The organism is Sanguibacter keddieii DSM 10542 (assembly GCF_000024925.1).
In the GTDB taxonomy this organism is placed as follows: domain Bacteria; phylum Actinomycetota; class Actinomycetes; order Actinomycetales; family Cellulomonadaceae; genus Sanguibacter; species Sanguibacter keddieii.
Genome location: NC_013521.1, coordinates 444,652 through 468,766, shown reverse-complemented (window position 1 = coordinate 468,766; position 24,115 = coordinate 444,652). Strand labels below are relative to the sequence as shown.

23 protein-coding genes and 1 riboswitch are annotated in these 24,115 nt (G+C 73.7%); of the genes, 11 read left to right on the top strand and 12 right to left on the bottom strand.

The features are described 5' to 3' along the window. Positions 1–170: 170 nt before the first annotated feature. The 4 genes from SKED_RS02050 to SKED_RS02035 are packed head-to-tail and all read right to left on the bottom strand — an operon-like array spanning position 171 to position 4,798. The gene (locus SKED_RS02050) at positions 171–776 is read right to left on the bottom strand and encodes a DNA-3-methyladenine glycosylase I (RefSeq protein ID WP_012865454.1); all 606 of its coding nucleotides are present in this window, start codon (positions 774–776) and stop codon (positions 171–173) included. Continuing rightward, entirely contained in the window at positions 773–1,912 is a 1,140-nt protein-coding gene (locus SKED_RS18795) for an ABC transporter ATP-binding protein (RefSeq protein ID WP_012865453.1), read from the bottom strand. Before SKED_RS18795 ends, SKED_RS02050 begins: the two co-directional genes overlap by 4 nt. After that, positions 1,912–3,690 carry an ABC transporter permease gene (locus SKED_RS02040; RefSeq protein ID WP_012865452.1) on the bottom strand — a complete coding sequence of 593 codons (1,779 nt, stop codon included), beginning with the start codon at positions 3,688–3,690 and terminating at the stop codon, positions 1,912–1,914. Before SKED_RS02040 ends, SKED_RS18795 begins: the two co-directional genes overlap by 1 nt. Positions 3,691–3,694: 4 nt before the next feature. Continuing rightward, positions 3,695–4,798 (bottom strand): thiamine ABC transporter substrate-binding protein, encoded by a 1,104-nt coding sequence (locus SKED_RS02035; protein ID WP_012865451.1) that lies wholly within the window; start codon positions 4,796–4,798, stop codon positions 3,695–3,697. Between the two features lie 52 nt (positions 4,799–4,850). Next, positions 4,851–4,955, bottom strand: a riboswitch (TPP riboswitch). Positions 4,956–5,169: 214 nt separating this feature from the next. Here SKED_RS02035 and SKED_RS02030 point away from each other — a divergent pair. Further along, positions 5,170–5,409: a DUF4235 domain-containing protein gene (locus SKED_RS02030; protein ID WP_012865450.1), complete on the top strand. Its 240-nt coding sequence runs from the start codon at positions 5,170–5,172 to the stop codon at positions 5,407–5,409. 18 nt (positions 5,410–5,427) lie between these two features. Here SKED_RS02030 and SKED_RS02025 read toward each other — a convergent pair whose 3' ends face one another. The 8 genes from SKED_RS02025 to SKED_RS19690 all read right to left on the bottom strand — a co-directional run bounded on the left by SKED_RS02025 (position 5,428) and on the right by SKED_RS19690 (position 15,516). Next, complete coding sequence (locus tag SKED_RS02025; protein ID WP_012865449.1) at positions 5,428–6,042, bottom strand: hypothetical protein; 615 nt, start codon at positions 6,040–6,042, stop codon at positions 5,428–5,430. Continuing rightward, positions 6,039–6,428 (bottom strand): hypothetical protein, encoded by a 390-nt coding sequence (locus SKED_RS02020; protein ID WP_012865448.1) that lies wholly within the window; start codon positions 6,426–6,428, stop codon positions 6,039–6,041. Before SKED_RS02020 ends, SKED_RS02025 begins: the two co-directional genes overlap by 4 nt. Before the next feature lie 84 nt (positions 6,429–6,512). Then, positions 6,513–10,595 carry a type VII secretion protein EccC gene (locus tag SKED_RS02015; protein ID WP_012865447.1) on the bottom strand — a complete coding sequence of 1,361 codons (4,083 nt, stop codon included), beginning with the start codon at positions 10,593–10,595 and terminating at the stop codon, positions 6,513–6,515. Then, a complete protein-coding gene (locus tag SKED_RS02010; protein ID WP_012865446.1) occupies positions 10,592–11,464 on the bottom strand; it encodes a MinD/ParA family ATP-binding protein in 873 nt (290 codons plus the stop codon). The genes SKED_RS02015 and SKED_RS02010 overlap by 4 nt, the downstream gene beginning before the upstream one ends. Continuing rightward, positions 11,465–12,781, bottom strand: coding sequence for an EsaB/YukD family protein (locus SKED_RS18790; RefSeq protein ID WP_012865445.1), 1,317 nt, complete (start codon positions 12,779–12,781; stop codon positions 11,465–11,467). Further along, positions 12,778–13,104 (bottom strand): hypothetical protein, encoded by a 327-nt coding sequence (locus SKED_RS20415; RefSeq protein WP_012865444.1) that lies wholly within the window; start codon positions 13,102–13,104, stop codon positions 12,778–12,780. The genes SKED_RS18790 and SKED_RS20415 overlap by 4 nt, the downstream gene beginning before the upstream one ends. Next, positions 13,088–14,302, bottom strand: coding sequence for a DUF6177 family protein (locus SKED_RS01990; RefSeq protein WP_012865443.1), 1,215 nt, complete (start codon positions 14,300–14,302; stop codon positions 13,088–13,090). Before SKED_RS01990 ends, SKED_RS20415 begins: the two co-directional genes overlap by 17 nt. After that, positions 14,299–15,516 carry an FHA domain-containing protein gene (locus SKED_RS19690; RefSeq protein ID WP_012865442.1) on the bottom strand — a complete coding sequence of 406 codons (1,218 nt, stop codon included), beginning with the start codon at positions 15,514–15,516 and terminating at the stop codon, positions 14,299–14,301. Before SKED_RS19690 ends, SKED_RS01990 begins: the two co-directional genes overlap by 4 nt. A 386-nt stretch (positions 15,517–15,902) precedes the next feature. Between SKED_RS19690 and SKED_RS01980 the strand changes: the two genes are divergently transcribed. From SKED_RS01980 to SKED_RS01935, 10 genes are all read left to right on the top strand, one after another. After that, complete coding sequence (locus tag SKED_RS01980; RefSeq protein ID WP_012865441.1) at positions 15,903–16,832, top strand: hypothetical protein; 930 nt, start codon at positions 15,903–15,905, stop codon at positions 16,830–16,832. A gap of 310 nt (positions 16,833–17,142) precedes the next feature. Then, complete coding sequence (locus tag SKED_RS01975; RefSeq protein ID WP_042437692.1) at positions 17,143–17,478, top strand: hypothetical protein; 336 nt, start codon at positions 17,143–17,145, stop codon at positions 17,476–17,478. A gap of 36 nt (positions 17,479–17,514) precedes the next feature. Then, positions 17,515–17,829, top strand: a complete 315-nt coding sequence (locus SKED_RS01970; protein WP_012865439.1) for a pore-forming ESAT-6 family protein — start codon at positions 17,515–17,517, stop codon at positions 17,827–17,829. A gap of 107 nt (positions 17,830–17,936) precedes the next feature. After that, a complete protein-coding gene (locus tag SKED_RS01965) occupies positions 17,937–18,290 on the top strand; it encodes a DUF6507 family protein (protein WP_012865438.1) in 354 nt (117 codons plus the stop codon). Then, positions 18,287–20,911, top strand: coding sequence for a WXG100 family type VII secretion target (locus tag SKED_RS18785; RefSeq protein WP_012865437.1), 2,625 nt, complete (start codon positions 18,287–18,289; stop codon positions 20,909–20,911). The genes SKED_RS01965 and SKED_RS18785 overlap by 4 nt, the downstream gene beginning before the upstream one ends. Continuing rightward, a complete protein-coding gene (locus SKED_RS19880; protein ID WP_143755621.1) occupies positions 20,893–21,375 on the top strand; it encodes a hypothetical protein in 483 nt (160 codons plus the stop codon). Before SKED_RS18785 ends, SKED_RS19880 begins: the two co-directional genes overlap by 19 nt. Next, the gene (locus SKED_RS01950) at positions 21,372–21,827 is read left to right on the top strand and encodes a hypothetical protein (protein ID WP_012865435.1); all 456 of its coding nucleotides are present in this window, start codon (positions 21,372–21,374) and stop codon (positions 21,825–21,827) included. The genes SKED_RS19880 and SKED_RS01950 overlap by 4 nt, the downstream gene beginning before the upstream one ends. 103 nt (positions 21,828–21,930) lie before the next feature. Next, positions 21,931–22,266 carry a hypothetical protein gene (locus SKED_RS01945; RefSeq protein WP_012865434.1) on the top strand — a complete coding sequence of 112 codons (336 nt, stop codon included), beginning with the start codon at positions 21,931–21,933 and terminating at the stop codon, positions 22,264–22,266. Positions 22,267–22,287: 21 nt separating this feature from the next. After that, positions 22,288–22,596, top strand: a complete 309-nt coding sequence (locus tag SKED_RS01940; RefSeq protein ID WP_012865433.1) for a hypothetical protein — start codon at positions 22,288–22,290, stop codon at positions 22,594–22,596. 63 nt (positions 22,597–22,659) lie between these two features. Beyond that, positions 22,660–24,102: a serine hydrolase gene (locus tag SKED_RS01935; protein WP_081447885.1), complete on the top strand. Its 1,443-nt coding sequence runs from the start codon at positions 22,660–22,662 to the stop codon at positions 24,100–24,102. Positions 24,103–24,115: the final 13 nt, after the last annotated feature.

Here is a 24,115-nt window from a genome sequence, read left to right as displayed (position 1 = left end):
ACCAGCGTGCTCGGCCCTGTGCCCTGCCCTGGTGGTCGACCCGGGTCGCGCTCCGACGGTTCCCCTCGCCGTGCGTCTCCCGAGCTGGTCTCCCACCCCTGCGACGGTGACCCGTCGTACATACATCGCAGCAGCACCCGCACTTGTCACATGGTCACGTGTGTGTCAGGTCACACCGGGTCGCGGCCTGCGATCCCTCGTCGGTGGCTGCCGACCACGTGGGTGTCGACGAGGCCGGCGGCCTCCATGAGCGCGAACATCGTCGTCGGCCCGACGAAGGCGAAGCCCTCGGCCCGCAGCGCCTTCGCGAGCGCGACCGACTCGTCCGAGCGGGTCGGGATCTCCGCCACCGTCCGCGGCGCCAGCGCCTGCTCCGGCCGGAAGGACCACACGAGGTCGACGAGGCCACCGCGGTCGCGCAGCGCGACCGTGGCGCGCGCGTTGGTGACCGCCGCGAGGACCTTGGCCCGGTTCCGGACGATGCGCGCGTCGCCCAGCAGGCGCTCGACGTCGGCCTCGTCGAAGGCGGCCACGACCTCGGGGTCGAAGCCGGCGAAGACCTCGCGGAAGGCGGGTCGCTTGCGCAGGATGGTCGCCCACGACAGCCCGGACTGGAAGGCCTCGAGCGTGATGCGCTCGTACAGGCCCTGCTCGTCCCGCACCGGCACGCCCCACTCTGTGTCGTAGTAGTCACGGAGCATGGGGTCGACCGCGGCCCACGGAGGACGGGCGAGCCCGTCCTCGCAGTGGACCAGCCCGTCAGGACGGCCGGTCACCTGCCGGCCTCGCTGGTCACGCGCAGTCGGGCGGTGATGCCCAGGGCGAGGTCGACGCCGACCCGGTCCCCGGGCGTGAGGCCGGTGGCACCTGCGGCAGCGTCGGCGCCACCGCGCACGGTGCAGCGGAGCAGGCCCTCGCCCAGGTCGGCGTCGACCACCACCTCCGCGCCGCCCCTCCGGAACGCCGTGCTCACGACGGTCCCGGTGAACCGCGCCGACGCGGCGTCTGCCAGCACGAGGCCGTCGGGGCCGACCGCCGTCCACGAGCCGTCGTCGCCCGGGACGAAGGCCTGGTAGCCGAGGAAGGCCGCGACCTCCCGGTCGGCGGGCTCGGCCCAGAGCCGCGCGGGCGCGTCGACCTGGAGCAGGCGACCCTGCGACATCACCGCGACCCGGTCGGCGACGGTGAAGGCCTCGTCGTGGTCGTGGGTGACGAACAGCGCCGTGGTGCCGGTCGCCACGAGCGCGGCCCGCAGGTCGGCCGCGAGCCGCTCACGGAGCGCGCGGTCGAGCGCGGAGAGCGGCTCGTCGAGCAGCAGGAGCGCGGGCTGGGGCGCGAGGGCCCGGGCGAGCGCGACCCGCTGCCGCTCGCCACCCGACATCGTCGCGACCGAGCGCTTCCCGCTGCCGGGCAGCCCCACGACCTCGAGGAGCTCGGCCACCCGCTGCTGGCGTCGCGCACGGGGCACCCGCTGCATGCGCAGCCCGTACTCGACGTTGCCGGCGACATCACGGTGCGCGAACAGCTGACCATCCTGGAACATCAGCCCGAAGCCGCGCTGGTGCACCGGGACCCCGGCGACGTCGTCCCCGTCCCACAGCACGCGCCCGCCCGCGACCGGCTCGAGACCGGCGACGGCGCGCAGCAGGCTCGACTTGCCGCAGCCCGAGGGGCCGAGGAGCGCGACGACCTCGCCCGGCGCGACCTCGAGGCTCACGCGGTCGACGGCCGTGGTGGTCCGGGCCGGCGTCGCGCGGGGCGCTGCCGTGCGGGGCGAGGTCGAGGTCCGGTCCGACCGCGCTCCGGCCGTGCCCGGTCCGGCCGGGTAGGTGACGACGAGCTGCTCGACGGACAGTCCGCGGGCAGCGTCGGGCGCGGAGCCCGCAGGGGCCTCGGTGGTGCGGTGGGACATCAGAACTCTCCTGTCCGGTCGCCGCGCAGCCGCTCCGCGAGGAGCATGACGGTCGCGGTGAGGAGCGCGAGGACCACGGAGGCGGCGAGCGCCATGCCGTAGTTCTCCGCGCCGGGCCGGCCGATGAGCCGGAAGATGACGACGGGCAGCGTGGCGCCGTCGGGCCGGGCGAGGAACGACGTCGCGCCGAACTCCCCGAGCGAGACCGCGAAGGCGAAGCCGATCGCGAGGCCGAGCGACCGCGCGACGATGGGCCAGTCGACGGTCGCGAGCACCCGCCCCGGGGGTGCACCGAGGGTGGCCGCGACCTCGCGCTGGCGCGGGTCGATGGCGCGCAGGACCGGCAGCACCGTCCGCACGACGAGGGGCGTGGCCACCACCGCCTGGGCGATCGGCACGAGCAGGCCCGAGGTCCGCAGGTCGACGCTCAGCCCGAGCGGCCGGTCGAGGGTGATGAGGAACCCGAAGCCGACGGTCACGGCCGACACCCCGAGGGGCAGCATGAACACCGAGTCCATGACCGACACGGCCCGGCGTGCTCGCCGGTCGCGCGGGCGCCGCGACACGACGAGGGCCACGAGCCCGCCGACCACGAGGGCGATGACCGTCGCCCAGGCGGCGGTGCGCAGCGAGGTGGCCGCTGCCTCCCACACGGTGACGGTGAGCGCGTTGCGCCCGCCCGTCGTGCCGAGCGCGACGTAGTTGTCCAGCCCCCAGCCGTCGGGCGTGCGCAACGACCGGACCACGAGGTTGGCGATGGGCCAGGCCAGCAGCACCACGACCACCACGGCCGTCAGCGCGGCGGGCAGGGCGTCGGCGCTGCGCAGGCGCAGCGGGTGCGTCGACCGTGTCGCTGCGGTCAGCGCGAGCGCGGTCTCGCGCCGGGCTCGCGCCCGGGACGCGACCGCCAGGGCGGCGCTGACCACCACCAGCTGGACGACCGACAGGACCGCGGCGGTCCGCAGGTCGAGGAACTGGACGGTCTGCATCCAGATCTCGGTCTCGATGGTGCCGTAGCGCTGGCCGCCGAGCACGAGCACGACGCCGAAGGCCGTCGCGCAGAAGAGGAAGACGACCGCGGCGGCCGACGCGACGGCAGGACCGAGGGCCGGGAGCGTCACCGTCCAGAAGGCCCGTGCGGGCGAGGCCCCGAGGGCGCGGGCGGCCTGCTCGGCGCGCGGGTCGAGGTGCTCCCACAGCCCGCCGACGGTGCGCACCACCACGGAGTAGTTGAAGAACACGAGGGCGATGACGATCGCCGTGAAGGTCCCGTCGAGCTGCAAGGAACCGAGCGGGCCCGACTCGGCGAGCAGCGCGCGGAAGGCGACGCCCACGACGACGGTGGGCAGCACGAAGGGCACCGTGACGAAGGCCCGGACCAGCGCCTGCCCCCGGAAGGTGCAGCGGTACAGGACGTAGGCGCCCGGGATGCCGAGCAGCAGCGACACCACGGTCCCGAGGGCTGCCTGCGCGAGGGTGTACCCGACGATCCGCCAGGTGCGCGGCTGGGAGAACACCTCGGCGAAGCCGCCGAGGTCGAGCGCCCCGTCGGCCACGAAGCCGCGGCCGACGAGGGCGCTGACCGGCCACACGAAGAACATCCCCAGGAACGCGACCGGCACGAGCACCGCGAGCGCCCACGAGGCCCGACGGGCCACCAGCCCCGTGCGGGCGGGCAGCCGGCCGCGGCCGGACGGGCGCGCGGGGCGCCCGCCCGGTCCGCGGGGTGCGTCGGCCGGGTCCCGGCGGGTCCTGACGTCGTCCTGGAGGGTGGTCACGAGATCAGCCGACCACCTGAGCGGTCCAGTCCTTGATCCACGTGTCGCGGTTCGCGGAGATCTCGGCCGGGTCGAGGGCGATCGGCGACGTGGGGACGGGGGCGAAGGTCTCCCACTCGGCGGGGATGGTCGCGTCGGGGCTCACCGGGAACACGTACATGGTCTCGGGGATGTCCGACTGGAACTGGTCGCCCAGCAGGAAGTCCACGAAGGCCTGCGCGCCCTCGGGGTTGTCGCCGTTCGCGAGGACGCCGGCGTACTCCACCTGGCGGAAGCAGGTGTCGAGGAGCGCCGCGGTGGTGCTCGAGGTGCCGTCGTCGCTCACGGTGTAGGCGGGGGACGACGCGTAGGACAGCACGACCGGGCGGTCGCCCTCGCCGCTCGCCGAGAAGTCGGTGTAGTAGGCGTCCTCCCAGCCGTCGACGACCTTGAGGCCGTTGTCGGTCAGGCTCGACCAGTAGTCGAGGTACCCGTCGGTGCCGAAGTGGCCGATGGTCGCGAAGAGGAACGACAGGCCGGGCGTCGAGGTGGCCGGGTTGGTGACGACGGTGAGGTCCGCGTACTGCGGGTCGGCGAGGTCCTCGAGGGTCTCGGGGGCGTCGATGCCGGCCTCGTCGAACCAGCCGGTGTCGACGTTGAGGCACACGTCGCCGTAGTCGACCGGGGTGAGCGTGCCGGTGTCGTCGACGGCGAGGTCGCCGGCACCGTCTGGCAGGGCGGGCGAGGTGTAAGGCTCGAAGACGCCCTCGTCGACGGCGCGTGACGCGAAGGAGTTGTCGATGCCGAAGGCCACGTCGCCCAGCGGGGACTCCTTGGTGAGGACCAGCTTGTTGGCGAGGGCACCGCCGTCGCCGGTGGTGATGACGTTGAGGGTGAAGCCGCTCTCCTCCTCGAAGGCCGCCTTGGCCTCGTCGGTGATCCCGAAGGAGTCGTGGACGACGACGTCGACGGTGGTCGGGCTGCCGGCGCTGTCGCCCGACCCGTCGGAGCCGGCGTCGGTGCTGCTCGAGCAGGCGGCGAGGGCGAGGCTCAGCGCCCCGGCGACCGCCGCGGTCGTGAGGCGGGCCGGTCGGCCGCTAGCCCTGACGGTGCTGGTGGTGGTGCTCATGGTGATGCGTCCTCCTGGACATGTGCCTCAGAAGGGGTACCACGCGCATGCGTGGCGAGATAGCCCGACTCCCTACGCCGGTGCAAACCGGATCAGGTTCGAGGGTCTGCGGGTGGTTCCGCACTCTCAGCGCTCCTGCGCTCCCCTGTCGTTCCCTCCCAGGCTACCTCCTCGCTCTCATGCTCCGGGCGCGACGACAGGGGCCTCTAGGGCGTGCCCGGTCGTCGCGCCCGGAGCATGAGAGGCGGTCCGTGTCGGTGGGGTGCGGGGCTGCGGGGCGGGAGATACCGTGGGGGCGGCAGCTGATCAGGACCTGACCAGCACAGACGAACTACCGCGGAGGAATCGTGGCCAAGGACCAGTCGGTACCCATGAAGCTCACCACGCTCGCTGTCTCGCTCGGCGCCGGGTGGCTGGCTCAGAAGGCCGTCGCCGCGCTGTGGACCAAGGCCACCGGGCACTCCCCGGTCCACACCGACGACGACGACGCGACCGTCGCGAGCATCGTCGCCTTCGCCGCCGTCACGAGCGCGACCGCGGCGCTCACGCGCGTCCTCGCGACCCGCGGCACCTCCCGCGTCGCGACGCGCATCCACGCCCGCAAGGGCTGACCGGAGGACAGCGGCGGCTCAGCGTGCGGTGAGGACCGCGACGCGTCGGGCCGCCGCCAGCACCTCTGCCGTGACGGCGAGGACCGCTCGACGGGTCACGGGCGCGAGCGCGCCCCCAGAGATCTCCCCGGGGGCTGCCAGCGCGCGGTCCCACGGCAGGCCGAGCACCGCGCCACCGACCCGGGCGCGGGTGACGTCCACGGGGACGACGACCGTCCTCTCGACGCCGAGCCGGTCCGCCGCGGTCTCGCCCATGCCGAGCCCGTCCTGGTGCCAGGGCACCACGACGACGGCGACGACCGTCGGGTCGTCGAGCAGCGTCGGCTCGGGGTTGAGAGCCTGCGCACCTAGGCACCGCAGCAGCACGTCGGCATCGGCCGGGCTGCCGGCAGCGGGCGCGCCGCTGCGCTCGTGCACGGTGCCGCCGTCGTGGTCGAGGACGGCGACGGACGGCCGGGGACGGGTCGGCGCGCGGTAGGTGGCGAGGCAGCGGGCCACGAGCGCGGTGAGGGTCGTGGCCCCGGCGCCGCCGGTCACGCCCGCGAAGACCACCTGCGCCGGACGGCTGCCGAGGTCGACGGCGAGCCAGCGCGCCGCCTCGGCGGGCAGTGGCGTCCGGCGTGTGCTGGTCATCGTCCGTCCTGGACGACGCACGCGCCGCCGAGGCGTGCCGCGAGGCGACGCGCGACCGCGACGCCCACGGCACCCCGCGCGTCGAAGGGCGCGAGGGCCTCGAGCCACACCGCCTCGCCGCTCTCGGCCGCGGCGACGACTGCTGCCCGGACCGGCGTGGGGACCGAGCCCGCGGGGAGCAGCCGCTCGATCTCGCTCGGGACACGTAACGCCGAGGGCTGCTGGACGGACAAGACGGGCTCGGAGTCCGCGTCGTCGACCAGCTGGACGACGGCGCCGCCGCCGACCTGCCGGAACCGGAGGGTCGGCTCGACCTCCTGGGCTGCCAGCAGCAGCTCTTCGGTCGTCACGGGGACGGGGGTGATGACCACGATCTCACGGGGCACCGGGACCTCCTCGGTCTGTCGCGGGGGTTGTCAGGACGTCTGCCGCTCGGGATCTCCGCCGGACTGCCGGGATGTCCGCGCGGCTCACGGGCTCACCGGCGGACCGGCCGCGAGGTCGACCGCGGGCTCGTCGACGGCCACCTGGACGAGCACAGAGCGCTCGCCCCGGCGCACCCAGCGACCACGGCCCGGCGGGAGCGCCTCGGCGCGCAGGCCGGGGAACAGCTGGCCCTCGGCACGGTCGCCGGACATGAGGAACCCGGAGCCGCCGGTGTCCCGCACGGCCTGGAGCACCGGCTCGTAGAGCGCACGGGAGGCACCGGCGACGGGGCGGGCGACGAGCAGGTGCAGCCGCAGGTCGCGGGCCGCGGGCAGGTAGGGCAGCAGGGGGCGGAGCGGGTCGGTGCCCCCGGAGGCGAGGATGTCGTAGTCGTCCACCACCACGACGATGCGCGGCCCCTCGATGCCGCCGCCGCGCGCCGCTGCCCCGAGCGCGACCGAGCGCTTCTCGAGCTCCGAGGCGATCGAGGCGGACAGCCCCTGGGCCAGCGTCGGGTTCGACGCGTGACCGCCGAGGTACTCCTCGGGGCAGGTGTCGACGATCGAGCTGCGGACGTCGTAGAGCGCGACCACGAGGTCGTCGGGGTCGCTGCGCTCGACGAGGTCGGTGACGAGGGTCCGCAGCAGCGTGGACTTGCCCGACTGCGTGTCGCCGAGGACCAGCAGGTGCTGGTCGCGCCCGGCGAGGTCGAGCAGCGCGGGCGACATGGAGTCCTGTCGCAGGCCGAAGGGCAGCTTCTCGGGCTCGTCGAGCGGGTCGGGGAGCGCGTCGAGCGTGAGGTGCTCGGGCAGCAGGCGGATCGGGGCGGCCACGGGTCCGTGCCACAGCCCGGCCGACCGGTCGGCCAGCTCGTCGAGGGCAGCGCCGACGGCGTCCCCGGCGCTCGCGCGGGCCTCGTCGGAGTCGTCGGCGGTGTCGCCCTCGTCGGGCGCGACCTCGTAGGCGGGGTCGAGGACCGGCAGGGCCACCTGGCCGAAGAGGCTCTCGTCCGTCAGCGCCCGCCCGACCTGGGCCGGCTTGATGGTGGCCGCGAGCTTGCGGCCGACCGTCGAGTCGGCCGCGTCGTTGAGCCGCAGCTCGACGCGGGTGCCGATGAGGTTCTGCAGCGCGGGGCGCAGCTCGTTCCAGCGGCCCATCGCCGCGACCACGTGGATGCCGAAGCCACCACCGCGCTGGAGCAGGTCGCCGAAGCTGTCCTCGAGCTCCTCGAAGTCCTGGCGCAGGCGACCCACACCGTCCACCAGCAGCACGACGTCGGCTGCGGCGAGCTCGGGCACGAGTCCCGCGGCGCTGCGCGAGCGGAGCATCGCGAGCGAGTCGATGCCACGGCGGGCGAAGACCCGCTCGCGCTCGGCGAGCATGCCGTGCAGCTCCTCGAGCAGGCGACGGAGGCGGTCACGGCTGGCACGCGTCGCCACCCCGCCGACGTGCGGGAAGCCCTCGATGCGGGCGAGGCCCCCACCGGTGAGGTCCATGCCGTAGACCGACACCTGCTGCGGGGTGTGCGTCATCGCGAGCCCGGCGGTCAGCGTCCACAGGAAGGTGGTGCGGCCGGCCTGCGGGGCGCCGATGAGCGCGACGTGCCCGCCCGCGCGGGCGAGGTCGAGCAGCCACGGGTCCTGGCGCTGGCGCGACGGGTCGTCGAGCAGCCCGACGGGGACGGACAGCGTGCGCCCCTCCTGGGCGATCGTCGACAGCTCCTCGGAGGTGGGCGGCTCGGTGCGGCCCAGCACGCGGCCCAGGGTGAGGCGGGAGGGCAGCGGGTCGAGCCACACCGGGCGCGCGGACGGCGCCGCGGAGCGCAGCTGCCGGACGATGACGTCGACCATCGGCGGGCTGACCGACGGACGGCTGATGGTCGGCTCGGACCGGCCAGCCGAGGCGCTGCGGCTGACGATGTCGTTGGCGGCGCGGACGCCGTTGTACGTGCCGAGCCGCAGCGGGCGGCGGAGGTCGTCCTCGGGCTCGGGCTGCTCGCTGGCCTTCTCGACCGGCCCGGACACGTAGGCGGCGCGGAACCTGCGGTAGACGCTCGTGTCGACCTTGAGGAACCCGAAGCCGGGCACCGCCGGCAGGTGGAACGCGTCGGGGGTGTCGAGCACCACGCGGCTCTCCGCCTCCGAGAAGGTGCGCAGACCCACCCGGTACGACAGGTACGTGTCGAGGCCGCGGAGCTTGCCGCCCTCGATGCGCTGGCTCGACAGCAGCAGGTGCACGCCGATGGACCGGCCGATGCGCCCGATCATGAGGAGCAGGTCGACGAAGTCCGGCTCTGCCGTGAGCAGCTCGCCGAACTCGTCGATGACGAGGAGCAGGTGCGGCAGCGCCTCGAGGGACCGGTCCTCGCGGCGCATCTCGCGGTAGTGCGAGATCGACGGCGACCCGGCCGCGCGCAGCACCTGCTGGCGGCGCAGGATCTCGCCGCTGATGCTCGAGCGGGCGCGCTCGGTCAGCCCGGCGTCGTCGGCGAGGTTGTCCATGAGACCGGCGACGTGCGGCAGGTCCTCGAAGGGCGCGAAGGCCGCGCCACCCTTGTAGTCGACGAGGATCATCGCGAGGTCCTCGGGCGGGTGGGACAGGGCGAGGGCCGCGACGAGGGTGCGCAGCAGCTCGCTCTTGCCCGACCCGGTCGCGCCGACGCACAGGCCGTGCGGGCCCATGCCCAGCTGCGCGGACTCCTTGAGGTCGAGCATGAGCGGGTTGCCGTCGTCGTCGAGGCCGATCGGCACACGGAGGAAGTCGCGAGCCGAGCGGGGCTGCCAGCCGGCCGCCACGTCGATGCGGGTGACGTCGTCCACGCCGAGCAGCTCGTCGGTGCGGGCCACGCGGCCCTGCTGGGACTCCTCGTACTCCGAGGCGGTGAGCCGCAGCGGCGCGAGCGTGTAGGCGAGGCCGCGCAGGATCGCCGGGGCGACGGCGTCCGACACCGCGCGGGCGGGGACGGGCTCGTCGCGCGAGGGACGCAGGTCCTCGACGAGCACGCTCCCCTCCACGGCCGTGACGCGCAGGGCGACGTCCGAGGGCTCCTGGAGCCGGTCGGCCACGAGGTGCACCACGGTGACCCCGAGGTCGGCGAGGCTCAGCATGCTGTCGGGCGAGGGGACGGGGCTCGAGACGTCGCCGTAGCCGTCGACCACCACGATCATCCGGGGGGCCGTCGCGGAGGGGTCGCCGCCCGAGCGGCGTCGGGACTCCGCGGCGCTCGCCGAGCGCGCGTGCAGCTCGGGGCCGACGACGCGCATCAGCTCGGTGACGCTCGGTGCGACGCGGCGCACGGGGGCCGGGCCGTCGTAGGCCTCGTCGTCGACGACGTGCGGCAGGGAGTCGACGCCCGCCCAGTCGGCGGCGCGCGAGGGCGGGAACACGAGGGCGACGGCGACGTCGTCGGGGGCGTGCAGGGTGGCGACCTGGGCGAGGAGCGAGCGGGTCACGCCCACCACGTCCTCGCGGGAGCCGACCACGGCGACCTCGCCGACGCGGTCGAGCGGGACGGTCACAGGGACGGAGCGCAGGCGTGAGAAGCGCTCGACGACGCCGCGCGCCTCGGCGAGCAGCATGGCGTCCGGCGGCTCGGTCGGGCGGTCGTCGGTGGGCAGCACGAGGTTGGTGACCGGACGGTCGCCGAGGCCGACGCGGACCTCGAGGAAGTCGGCGTCCCAGCGGCGTCGCTCCCAGCGGCGGGCGGGGTCGCGCGCGACGTCGAGCAGCCCTGCGGGGCTCGGGTGCACCACGTGGGCGGCGTCGCGGGTGGTGCGCTCCACCTCGCCGAGCTCCGCGCGGAGCTCCTCGAGGTAGTCGAGGTAGCGCTCGCGCTGCTCCCGGCGGGTGCGCGCGGCGTTGCCGCGCTGGCTCAGCGCCATGCCGACACCGCCGACGAGCGCGACGACGAGGACCACGAGGCCGACGAGCACCATCACGGGGTTGTTGCGCAGGACGAGCATCATCGTCATCGACGAGAGCGCACCGACCAGCGGCAGGAGCGCCTGGATGGGCAGGCCCTGCTGGGCGGAGCCGCCGACGGAGGGCGGCGTGCTGACCACCTTGTCGGGCGGGAGGGCGAGCGGCCGGACGGCGCGCGCGGGGCGGTGGACGAGGCGCTGGGTCATGCGGGCACCTCCGTCGGGCGTCGTCGGGCGTCGTCGAGGAGGCGCGCGGCGACCTCGCCGAGGGCGAGGCGGGTGGTGAGCCCGAGCCCGGAGAGCGGGCCGGCGAGGGAGCGCGCCGCGGCGCGGTCGTGCGGGACGTGCAGCGCGCGGTCGAGCCCTGCACCGCGGACCCCCGGGGCGTCCGGGGTCCGGCCGCCGGTCGCGACGACCACCAGCAGGGCGCGTGCACCGGGGGCTCCCTCGGTCACGGCGGCGAGCAGCGCCCGGCCCGCGTCGACCGACGCGACGTCGGGGCGCACCACGACGGCGGTCGCGTGCGAGCCTGCGGCGAGGGCCACCGCGTCGTTGGGGGTCCTGCGGCCGGCGTCGGTGACGACGACCTCGAAGAACCGGCCGACGGCGGCGAGGACCTGCTGCCAGTCGGGGACGGACCCGGGCCACGAGGCGCCTTCGGCCTCCCCCGACCCGGCCACCCAGGCGCCGCTCGGGGCCAGCGGGATGCCGTCGCGGGCGGCGGCGAGGCTGGTCACCGCGGGGCGCGAGCGCAGCATGTCGAGGCCGACCGGCGCGTCGACGCCGCTGCGTGCCGCGAGGCCGGCCGGTCCGCGGGCGAGGTCGACGCCGAGCACGGGCCCGCTGCGGCGGGAGGCGTAGAGCCCCGCGGCGACGGCCGCGAGGGTCGTGCCGCCGACCCCGCCGTCGGCCGAGAGCACGGTGAGGCGCCGGCTGGTGCCGACAGGGCCGCGCACCGACTCGTCGACGGCACGCAGGCGCCGTCCGGTCGACGCGGTGCCGAGGACCGCGGCGCGCGCGGTCTCGGCGGCGGCCTGGAGCCGGCCGGGGCGGGTGCGGGGGCGAGCGGTGACCACTCAGAACACCTCGAGCAGCATGGGGTAGACCCCGAACACACCGAGCAGGGACGGGACGACGACGAGCACGGCGAGCAGCTCGAACCTGTCGCCCCAGCGGCGGAGCCGGGCGCGCTGCTGGGCGTTGGGCGAGACGGCGACCATCACCACGACCACGACGGCGAGCGCCCCGAGGACGAGCGCGGCGCGGGCCGGGTCGTCCGCGAGCAGCGCGACGGCGCCGAGCACGACGCTCACCGCGACCGACGCCCACGCCACGGCGGCCTGGGGTGCGAGCGGGAGGGGACGGGTGCGCAGGGCAGCGACGAGCAGCGTGCCGGCGCCGAGCACGACGGCCCAGCGGGAGCCGCTGCCGAGCAGGACGGGGACGCACAGGACCACGGCGAGGCCGACGGCGACCGTGCTCCAGGTGAGCGCCTGGTAGGCGTCGTGCAGCGACCGCTCGACGCGCGGGCGGGCGGGCTCGACGCCCTCGAGGGCCGCGTCGTCGAGGCGGTGGACCCCGGCTGCTGTGAGGGCGAACCACGGCAGCGCACCGAGCAGCACGACCGCGACGACGGCGAGCACGGCGGCCGACCGCACCGTGGGCAGGTCGGTCCAGCCGAGCCCGAGCCACAGCAGGCTCAGCACGATGCCGAGGCCGGCACCGATCAGCGCCCCGCGGTCGCGCCGGGCGATGCCGGACGTGGCCGCGAGCGCCGCCCAGCCCACCACGAGGGCGAGCGGCACGGTGACGCCGATGCTGCTGTCGGGCAGCACGGGCCCGACGGCGAGGGCGGTCGCGGGCGCGAGGCCGGCGGCTGCCGACCCTGCGGCGAGGCCGAACCAGCCGGCGCGGGCGGTGACGGTCGCGGCGACGACGAGCAGGAGCACGACGACGGCCGAGAGAGCGAGGGCGAGGGAGGACCGCTCGCCGGTGAAGGACGCGGCGCCGAGCAGGCCGGCGGCTCCGGTGAGCAGCCCGACACCGGCGGCGCCGCTGATGCGGCGGGAGCGCTCGCCCCAGCGGTCGCCGTGCGCGTCGAGGGCGTCGGAGGCGGCCTCGGTGACGTCGGCGACCTCGGCGGGCGGGGGCGCGTCCTGGGTGCGGACGATGCGCAGGATCTCGCCGTCGGCGAGGTCGAGGGCGTCGGCGTCGAGGGTGACGTCGAGCTGCTCGCCGGTCGGGCGCACGAGGGCGACCGACCCGGAGGCGGGGGGCTCCTCGACGAGCTCGAGGAGGCCGGGGACGAGCACCGCGAGCTCTTCGTCGGAGGGGACGACGACGTCAGCCCGGCGCACGGAGCCGACGAGGGTCAGCCGGGTGAAGCGGTTCATGGCGTCGAGCCTTCCGTGGGGTCTGACTGCTGGGTATCCGCAGGCGCGGTGCTGTCGGTCGGTGGTGCCGTGTCTGCCGGCGGTGCGGGGCTCTGCGTCACCTGGGTGGGGCTGGGGCGCAGCGGGCCGGCCTTCTGCACGAAGGAGTACCCCGCGCAGGCCGCGCAGGCGACGGCGGCGATGACGATGCTGCCGACGAACCGCTTGACGTTGTCGGCGGTGGTGCGCCGCCCCGGGATGTCGCCGTGCAAGAAGGCAGCGCGGAGCCGGGCGCGCCGGGTGGCGACCGACTCGAGGAGGACGGAGTCAGCGTCGCGAGGCACGCTGCGCCTCTCCGAGGGCGTCGTCGAGGGCGGAGCGCGGTCCCTCTCCCCCGACGGCGGCGAGCACCCGGTCGGCGCCGAGGGTGCGCACCACCCCGGCGAGACGGTCCCAGTCGGCGTGGTCGAAGGTGCCGAGCGGCACGACGACGCCGGGGACGCGGCGCCGTCCGACGACCTGGGCGTCGTGCTGGTCTGCCAGGAGCGAGAGGTCGAGGCCGAGCTCGCGGACCGCGGGCGGGCCGAGCAGCATGGCGAGGGGGACGACGGGCGTCTCGAGGACCGAGGGGACGAGGAGGTCGGCGCGTCCGGTGCGGGTGGTCACGAGGCCGAAGAGCGGCACGAGGGTGCTGCTCAGCTGTCCGAGCGTCGCGGGGACGGCGTCGACGACCGCGCGGGCGGCATCAGATCCCGAGGGTCCTGCGTGCACGAGGAGCTGGGTGGTCTCCTCGAGGCCGGCGTTCGTGCGTCGCACCACGATCGTGCCGACGAAGCCGTCGCCGACCACCACCAGGCGGGCGTCCTCGGGCATGCGGCCGCGGGCGTAGGCGGTGAGCGCGGTCCTGTCCCACGGGACGATCGCGGGCTCGCGCACGCCCCAGCCGAGGACGGGCGACCCGGTGAGCTGCTCGGCGAGGATCTCGGTGGTGCGGCCGAGGAGCGTGGTGCGGCGCGCCTGGTGGCGGACCGACACGGAGACGACGAGCTGGCGTCCGAGCGGGGCGTCGAGGCGACGGCGGACGTCGGCGGCGTCGGGGCCGTCACCCGTGGGCTCGGAGCGCAGGAAGACCGGGGACACCGCGGCGGACCCCGCGCCGGCGCTGGTCCCTGACGCGGTGAGCACCGGGGCGGTGCGGTCGGTCGCGGCGGAGACCGAGGCGAGGACACGCCCGTCGGTCCCGTCGCGGAGCGTGCCGCCGGCCTCGCGGACCACCCACACGCCACCGGTGCCGACGAGGGCGTCGTGCATGGGGTAGGTGAGGCTCGAGCGCTCGTCGGTCACGAGGACGACGCGTCGCCCGTCGCCCGAGGCTCGCCGCAGCAGGTCGGAGCGCGCCTCGGAGAGGTGGACGACCTCGCTGCGGGTCTCGTGCTGGAGGATCGCGTCGTCAGAGCCGTCGACCGCAGGGTGGGCGACCGCGAGGTGCGGGGGCTGGGTGGCCTCGTCGGCGGGCTGTGGCTGCGGCGTCTGCTCGGTCACGGTGCGGTCTCCACGGGGAGGTCGAGGACGTAGGAGCGCTCACCGAGGAACAGGGTGTCCCCGGGGACCGCCTGGACGGGCTGGCCGGGCGAGCACACGAGCCGGCTGCCGTCGGCGGTGACGATGCTCGTGCCGTTGGTCGACCCGAGGTCCTCGACGTCGAGGCGCGTGCCGTCCCAGCTGAGGCGCGCGTGCGTCTTGGACACGGAGCGGGTGAGGTCCATGACGCGGACGGTCTCGGCGACCACCTCGCCCTCGGCCGCGACGGGGTTGCGTCCGAGGAGGGCGGTCGTGGCGACCTCGACTCGCTCGTCGCCCGCCACGAGGACGATCGCGCGGTGCCGGATCCGGCGGGCCGGAGCCGGTGGGGCGGGCGGTGCCGGAGGGGCGTCGAGCGGTGCGGGCGGCGGGGTCGGTGCCGCACGGCGGGCGGCGACGGGCTGCGGTTCAACCGGTCCGGGTGCCACAGGCTGGGGAGCCGGTGCGGACGTCGGGGCGGGGAACGGGGCCGGCGGCTGGGGTGCGGCGCCCTGGGTGGGGAGGCCGTGAGTGGGGAGAGCAGAGGGCAGCCCGTGGGACAGGCCTGCGGGTGCGCCCACCGTCGACGTGGCTCCGTGCCGCGGGAGTGCCCCCGGCACGAGGGCGACGCCGGAGGGCGCAGCCTGCATCGGGGCGGTGGGTGCCGGCGCCCCTGACGGCACCGCGGTGACCTGCGTGGAGAGCCCGGTGACCTCGTCGAGCGGGATGAGCGGCACGGCCGGTACGGGGTCGCGCGGGTCGCGGCCGGAGAGCCCGACGGCTCGCAGACCACGCAGGCGGAGCCCGCCGGGGGCGGTGCCGGTGAGTGCGTCGACCCAGCGCAGCCCGGCGACCACGGCGCCCGGGGTCCGACCCGTCGACGCCCAGGCCACGACGAGGGCGACGACGACGAGCAGCCCGGTGCCGACGGCGAGCCAGGTGCCGAGGGTCTCGCTGATGACGTCGTTGGCGCCGAGCACGAGCGGGACGGCGAGGAGCGCCACGAGGGCGAGGTCGACCACGAGCGAGGCCAGGACGCGGGCGGCCCCGGCGGGGACGGTGCCGGCGAGGAGGAGCGAGACGGGGCGGCGGGAGCCGGTGGGGCGTGTGCCGCAGCGCAGGCACCACTGGGCGTCAGCGCCGAGAGTGGCCCCGCAGGCGCCGCACGTCGACGCTCCCCAAGCTGTCTGGTCCACTCCTGCCCCTCACGTCGTGCGTCGGTGTGCTGTGTCGTGCTGTGTCGCGGTGCTGTGCGTCGGTGCGGTGCAGCGGCGTGCTCGGGCCTGCACCCGGTCCGCACGGGCGGACCGATTCTGGCACGGTCCGGCCGTCCGGACCCGGCGCGGGAGCCGCCCAGCGGTGGGGAGTTCTGCCCGTCGCCGCTCCGGCGAGCAGGCTCCCAGCCCCAGACCCCTGAGATCCCGCCGGTCTGGCGGGTTCGCGTTGCCCGTCCACAGGCCCTCGACCTGCACCGAGACTACTGATCACCCCCTGCTCGGGCGACCGCCTCCGCCGAACCCGTGGAAAACTGACCAGACCAGCAGATCACCCGGGTCTGCCAGGACGAGAGAGCGAGGTCGCCGTGGCGACGATCATGCAGAAGGCCCTCACCCCGCAGGCTGTCGAGCTGCACCTGACCCGTGGCTGGGACCAGGTCGCCGGCTTCGTGCTGCGTGCCGCGGACGTCGTCGAGGCCCGGACCCCTGCTGAGCTCTTCGAGGCGCACGCCCTCGGCTTCCCGGGCGCCCCCTTCTCGGCCGACATGCCGTCGGTGCACCTGCTGCGCTTCCCGGCGACCGCCCAGCTGCGCTTCGAGGACGCCGTCGGTGGCAACGACAACGCGGGTGCCGCGCTCACCGGAGGGTCGTTCGTCGACCGTCCGCCGTTCACCGGCAACGGCTTCGCCCCGTGGTCTCGCGGCTTCGCGCCCGTCTACTGGCTCGTGTCGTCGCGCGTCCCCGCCGGGTCGGAGATCGTCCGGGTCGACGCCGACGGGTCCGCCACCCTGGTGGCCGTCTACGCCGACGTCGCGACCGGGTGGGTGGCCGGCCCCGGCCAGCCTCCGCTGCCCCCCGTGGCGCTCCCGCCGCAGCCGAGCCTCTACCTCGGGCTGCTGGCCCGCTACCAGGGCTCGATGTTCGCCGCCGACCTGCTCCTCGACGAGCAGACCGTGGTGCTGTCCACGCCCGCGCCGCCGGCCGGCGCGACCGGGTTCGTCCAGACCCCTACGGGCCGCTGGCGCCGCGAGGTGCCGCTCGGCGACCTCACCGAGCTCTTCGAGATCGCCATGACGGGCACCATCAACGGGATCCCCGTGCGCGTGACCGGCGAGGCCGCGCAGGACGGCCAGAAGATCTACCAGGTGGTCTACACCGGCCACAACGCCGACATCGCCGAGGCCCTCGGCCTCACCAAGCTCGACGCGGGCGTCTACGCGGTGTCGGTCCGTGCCGAGGACCTCGGTGACGTGCAGACCGTCCAGCTCGTCGCCCCCAGCTGGCCCGGGGCCTGAGCACGGGCGACGTCCGGGAGACCTGACGAGGGCGTGCGGCCGGTGGCTGCACGCCCTCGTCGCGTTCACGGCGACACCGGCGCGTGGCGGGGCAGCCAGGCCTCCTGGGCGCCGGGGAGCCCCGATGGGGAGCGCTCCCCATGCCTGGAACCCTTCTCCCGCCTGAGGTGGGGAGCAGTCCCCACCCCCTGGGGCCTCCACCCCATGGCCGCACCGCCAACCCTGTCGTAGCGTCGTCGATGTGCCGCACCGGTGGCACCCGACGGACACGAGCAGGGCAGTCCTCGGTAGTGAGCCGAAGGAGTTCTCGATGAAGTTTGCGATGGGGTCAGACGTGCTCTCCACGTTGACCAAGAAGACGTCCACCTCGAGCGAGGACCTCGGTGCGCTGGTCCGCGAGCTCGCCCAGGCCGCCGAGCCCCTCGAGGGCAAGTTCAACGGTGCCGGCCGCGCGGCCTTCGACCAGTTCAAGGCCCAGACGGACCAGATCTCCGTCGAGCTGTCGACCGCCCTCGGGGGCGTCCTCACCGGGATCTCCGGCATGGACCGCGCCTTCGGCGAAGGTGACCAGATGATGGCCGACGAGACGCGCGCCACCGAGGGCTCGACCGCCTTCGACGCCGCCCGCTTCGGCGTCCCCCGCTGACCCGCACCCCACCCACTTCGCACGAGGAGACACATCATGGCTGGCAACTCCGCAGACCGCCGCGACTTCGAGCTCGCGGCCTCCACCACCGCCCAGGAGAACTTCAACCGCGTCGCCACGCGACTGGAGACCCTCATCGACCAGCGCGACGGTGACGTCAAGGCCGCGATGGCCGACTACGAGGCGTCCGGCGTCTCCGCCGACTACCACGGCAAGGAGCAGCGCTGGAACACCGTGGCCGGCGAGGTGCGCACCATCATCCGCACCCTGCGCACCTCCCTGGAGCGCAACGACGCCACCGCGCAGGACTCCCTGCAGCGCGCCAAGTCCGCCGTCGACAACATCGGCTGACGTCCCACCGGCCCGGGGACTCCCCCGGGCCCTCCTGAGCAGGCCTCACCGCCTGCGCCACCGTGCGGCTGCGGCCGCGTCCACCGAAGGGTCAAGGGGTCCTTGCGATGAGCGGGTACGAGATCACGTTGAGCGGGTGCGAGACCGTCCTCAACTCCATGCTGGTCGAGGCGGACGAGCTGTCAACCGCGCTCGGCGGCATCGAGGGGATCGTCACGAGCGCCGTCACCGGCTCCGGCGACTGCCCCGTCGTCGCCGAGGCCATCGGCGTGTTCTTCGAGAACCGCACCACCACCCTCCAGGGCATCGGCACCCGGATGGAGGCCGCGATGACAGGGACCGTCGCGGCCATCGGCTGGTACAACAAGGGCGACGAGGAGATGATGCTCACCCAGCAGCAGCTCGCCTCAGAGGTCGCATCGACCGGTCGCTTCGACCAGTTCACGGAGGCACCCGAATGAGCGCGCAGGCCATCAACGCCACCGGGCTGCCCGGGGCGAACCTCGACCCCGACGCCGTCGAGGCCGCCGCCGCCGACCTGCTCACGCAGGCGACGTCGATCCGCGACCAGGGAGCCGACGTCAAGTCCACCTGGCAGGGCCTCGGCGCCTACTACAAGGCACCCGAGTCCGAGACGCTCGTCGCCGTGATGGACCCGGTCGCCACCACGACCGACACCTTCGCGAGCGACCTCGAGCGCGTCTCGGCGGCGCTCAGCACCTACGCGACCGACATCCGCGACATCAAGGCCTCCCTCGACACCCTCCGCTCCGACATCGGGACCTTCCGCACCTCGATCTCCGGCGACGACGAGTGGCAGTTCGAGCAGGACAACATCGACACCAACGACGCGCTCCGCACGCGCGCCGGGAACCTGCAGGTCCAGCTCTGGGAGGCCGAGCGCACCTGCGCCAACGCCATCCGCGCGATCGACTGCATCGCGCCGTGGACGGCGAGCACCGGCGACGACGACCCCAACGGCTACGGGTACTCCGAGATCCCCGAGGACGCAGAGATGCCCTGGGGCTCCCAGGTGCAGCGCGAGGACCACTGCCCCAAGTCGGCCGCCGTGGGCGTCAAGAGCTTCGTCTGGGACGGCATCGTCATGGACATCGGCTGGGAAGGCCTCAAGGGCCTCGGCGGCATGATCGGCCTCGGCGAGGACGGCTTCTCGTGGGAGACCTTCGAGGCGACCTGGGGCGGGATGGGCGCGCTCATCGGGCGCGACCCCGAGACCGGTGAGTGGGGCTGGGGAACCGCCGGCAACGCCTGGACCGAGACCGGAAAGTCGCTCATCGCGTGGGACATGTGGGCAGAGGACCCGGCGCGCGCCGCAGGCACCGCGCTCGGCAACATCGCGCTGACCGTCTTCACCTTCGGCGCCGGTGGTGTCGTCAAGGGCACCGCGACCGCCGGCCGGACGGGACAGGTCCTCTCCGGGATCGGCAAGGGCGCCTCCGTGGTCAACCGCGTCCTCGACCCGACCGACCTCATCATCGGCGGCGCCAAGGCCCTCAAGGGCTTCAAGCTCGACGACGTGCTCTCCGGCCTGCGGACCAACCTCAGCGACCTCAGCACCGGCCTGTCGACGTCGCTGCGCGGCATCGACATCGACGTGGACATCGAGCTGCCCAACACCCACCGCGGTGACGGCACCGGTGGCACCGGCGGGAACTCGGGCGTCTTCGACGACAACCCCGCCGTCAACCGCGGCGGCGACGACGCCGGGGCGACGAACAACGTCAACCGCGACGTCGACGTCTCCAACGAGCACCCGCGCGCCGAGCAGACCAACAACACGAACCAGGCCGAGACGCCCGCGCAGCAGCCCGTCGTCGACCTCGTGCGCGAGCACGAGCTCGTCGGGGCCGGTGCGCCCGGCTCACCGTCGACGCACCACGGGGGCGGGGTCCACCTGATCGACAACGGTGGCAGCAGCCACAGCGGGTCCGGTGGTGGCGGTGGTGACGGGACCGGTGGTGGTCACGGGTCTGGAGGGCACGGCGGGTCCGGAGACGGCACGCCTGGTGGGCCGGGCGACGGGACGCCCGGAGGACCTGGCAACGGCTCTGGCGGCGGCGGAGACAACGGTGGCGGCGGGAACGGCGGCGACGGCACCGGTGGTGACGGACCGTACCGCGGCGACCGCAGCCCCGACACCCCGCTCGGCAACAAGGCGGGGACGCAGGAGCACTTCAACTACACGCTCGCCCAGGGCCTCGTACGGAACAACCTCACCGAGGCGAAGTTCGTCGAGCTCCTCGACACGCCGCTGAACAAGCTCAGCGCAGACGACCTCTGGGCCTTGCGCGACATCCGCGACTCGCTCCCGGGCGTCACCCCGGACACCGTCCTGCAGAAGGTCATCCCGCCGGACCTCGCACACACCTTCATCAACGACCTCGGCAAGCAGATCGACATCGACTCCCCCGACGCTGCGGCTCAGCTCGCCGCGTACGACCGTCTGGTCCGGGAAAACCCGGAGATCATGGGCACCACCCCCACGAGGTATGGGGCATCAGAGGTGGGAGGCTTCGTCTCTCGATCCGTCGATGTCGGCGACCTGGACACGAGAGGCACCTACGACGGGATCGGCCTCGGCTACGAGAACACGAAGTTCGGAGACGCTCAACGGCAGTACGTGGACCAGAACTACTTCTCCATCGAGTTCGAGGCGGGCAAGACCCAGCCATCCACCGTCCACTACGTGACAGACGCGATCGAGGCGCATCACACCGAGCTCTCACAGCTCAGCCCTGATGCTTTCAAGACACGGCTTCACGAGCTCGTCGAGGAGCAGCACATCGCTCGAGAGCCGAGACCTACGTCGCCGAAGGCTCTCAAGGCCTGGGAAGAAGCCCTGCTGGAGAAGCACAACCACGTCGACTACAGCCTCGATCCCACCAACCTCCATCGAGGGAACGGCTTCGGAGGAACGCGGGGGGCGTACACCCCTGAGCTCCAGATCTTCGGTCGCGTCGAGGTGCCCGCCGGAGCGGAGATGTGGAAGATCGCCCCAGATGGAGAACGCGTCCTCGTCGCACGCATGGACAACTTCCAGCAGTGGAAGATGGTCTTGTGAGAAGAGGTATCTACGCTGTCGTGGAGGGCGTCGAGTACGAAGCATCGCTCCATGCCGGTGGCGTCTCGATCTATGTTCCAGGCACACTGCCTCGTCCCGAGGGGTGGGAGCACGGCCGACGTGACTCGTGGGGAAAGGCCATCCCCCTCGACGCAGTCTCGGAAGCCTACGAGATCCTCACAGACGCGATGCTGGACGAGGTGGCTGTCCATGTAGACCAGGTCGATCCCGTTGCCCGGACGGCCGTCGTCAGAGCGAAAAACCCCACATACTCGAGCATGAGCGACCAGCACCGCCCGCCACCACACCCGCTGCTCGAAGCCGTCCAGAACCCGCCGTACAGCGTCGACTGGATGGGCGTCGTCCCCTGGGACCGGCTCACCGACGTCGACGAGGCAGTCGGACGCATCGACCCGGCGACGGGAGAAGACCTCCTGGACGGACACGAGGAGGCCGGGCTGTGAGGAGCGGGCTCTACGCGGTGGTCGACGGGGTCGAGTACCCGGCGTGGCTCAACAGCGAGGGCCTCGGGATCTACCTCGACCACGCCGGTCCGAGACCTGACGGCTGGGCATGGGTCACCGAGTACCGCTCCTACCGACGGGTCCCGCCTGCCCAGGTGACAGAGGCCTACCGTGTCAGCACGAGCGCGATGCTTGACGACGTCCTCGTCGCCGTCGACTCTGTCGACGCCCTGGCGCACACCGCTCTCGTCCGAGCCGTCTGCCCCAGGTACTCCAGCATCAACGACCAGGACAAGCCACCGCCGCACCCTCTTCTCAAGCCCGCCCCGGTCTCGTCCTACAGCATCGACTGGATCGGGGTGATCCCCTGGGACAGGCTGACGACGGCCACGGAGATCGTCGGGAAGGTCGACCCCACGGCCGGGGAGGTCAGCTACGACAACTTCACGTAGCTGCCCCTGTGGACAACCCTCGGCGCCCGGTATGCCCGACCTAGTCTCGAGGGACCGGTGACGACCAGACCGAGGTCGTCGCCCGTCACGACGGGAGCAGGGCATGAAGTTCGCGATGGGTGCAGGGGTGCTGTCGACGCTCGCGCAGAAGACGTCGACCTCGACCGACGACCTGGGGGCGCTCGTCCGAGAGCTCGCCGCGGCCGCCGAGCCGCTCGAGGGGAAGTTCAACGGTGCCGGCCGGGCCGCCTTCGACAGGTTCCGGGCCCGAACCGAGCAGATCGCCGTCGAGCTCGACACCGCGCTCGCCTCGGTGCTCACCGGCATCGGGGGCATGGACCGCGCCTTCGCCGAGGGCGACCAGACCATGGCCGACGAGACGAGGTCGGCCGAGTCGGGTGCCTCGTTCTCCGCCGCCCGGTTCTCGACCGGTCGCTGACCGACCAGGAGGAGGACCACCATGACGAGCACCGACCGCCGCGACTTCGACCTCGCGGCCTCCACGACCGCACAGGAGAACTTCGACCGGGTGGCCGCCCGGCTCGAGAGCCTGGTCGACCAGAGGACCGCCGACGTGCGCGGCGCCATGGCCGACTACGAGGCCACCGGGGTGTCCGCCGACTACCAGGCCTGCGAGCGCCGGTGGTCGACCGTCGCCGACGAGGTCAAGACCATCGTGCGGACCCTGCGCCGCTCGCTCACCAGCAGCGACGCCAGCGCGCAGGACGCCCTCCGCAAGGCCCAGGCCGCTGTCGAACGCATCGGCTGACCAGCACCGTCGCGTCTGCGAGCGGCGCGGCGGCACCCCGCATCTCTTGATAGCGTCACGTGCATGCCAAGGAAGCCTCTCGACTCCCCGCGCCCCGACCGAGCACTACGAGCCGCGGGAGCGGCAGCCCTGGCAGCGACGCTGGTGGTCACCGGCTGCTCGACCGACGACTCGCCGGACGCCCCGAACCCCGGCACGAGCGCGACACCGACCGCGGACGGCGAGAGCACCCCCGCACCGTCGACCGAGCCGGTGCTCATGCCCGACGGTCCGGCAGGCGAGCAGGCCGTCTGGGTCCTCTCCCAGCTCGACCCCGAGGTCACCGTGGACGCCGACGAGGTCGCCGAGCGTGTCGCACCCGAGGCCCTGGCGGAGATGAGCGCCGAGGAGCTCGCCGGCGCCCTCACGTCCGTGGGCGCGACCGGTCCCTGGACCGCCGTGGCGGTCCGCGGCGAAGGATCTGCGGTTGCCGTGACGATCACCGACACGACCGGCACCTTCCTCGAGCTGCAGGTCGCGACCGACGACGCCGGGCAGATCCTCACGCTGTTCTTCGCCCCTGGCGCCGACCCCTCGCGCGAGCCTGCCGCGAGCTGGGAGGAGCTCGACGAGCTGCTCACCGGCACCGGTGTCACCCACGCCCTCCAGGTGTCGACGGTCGACGAGGCCGGGCTGTGCACGCCCGTGCACCAGACAGGCGACACCGCCACGGCCCTGCCTCTCGGGTCGATCGTCAAGATCTACGTGCTCGGCGCCGTCGTCACCGCCGTCGGCGACGGCAGCCTCACCTGGGACACGGACCTCACGCTCACCGACGACGTGAAGTCCCTGCCCTCCGGCACGCTCCAGGACCAGCCCTCCGGCAGCACCGTGACCGTCGAGCAGGCCGCGACCGCCATGATCTCGATCAGCGACAACACCGCGACGGACCTGCTCATCAGCACCGTCGGGCGTGAGGCCGTCCTGGCCGCCATGGGCGACATGGGTCACCACGACCCGACGGTCAACGCTCCGCTGCTCACCACCCGCGACCTCTTCTGGCTCGGCTGGGGTGCGCCCGAGATCGTCCCGAGCTGGACCGACCTCAGCGCCGAGGACCGCCAGGCGGCCCTCGACCAGGTGCCCCTGGGCGTGCTCGACATCGACCCCGCGTCCATCACCGGCTCCCGGTGGGACGACGGGCTCGACTGGTTCGCGACCGCTGAGGACCTCTGCACCGCGCACGCCACCCTGCAGACCATGGCGACGACCGACGCCGGCGAGCCCGTGCGCGACATCCTCTCGGCCAACCCCGGCGTGGACCTCGACTCCGCCGAGTGGCCCTACGTCGGGTTCAAGGGCGGCAGCGCCCCCGGTGACCTCGCCGGGTCCTGGTACGCCGAGACCGCCGACGGCGAGAAGGTCGTGCTGAGCATCCAGCTGGCCACCGACGACCCCCTCGCACTCCCCGGGGCCGTCGATCTCGTCAACCTCGCGCAGGACGCCTTCGCGCTCTCGACGACCTGAGGTCACGAGTCTC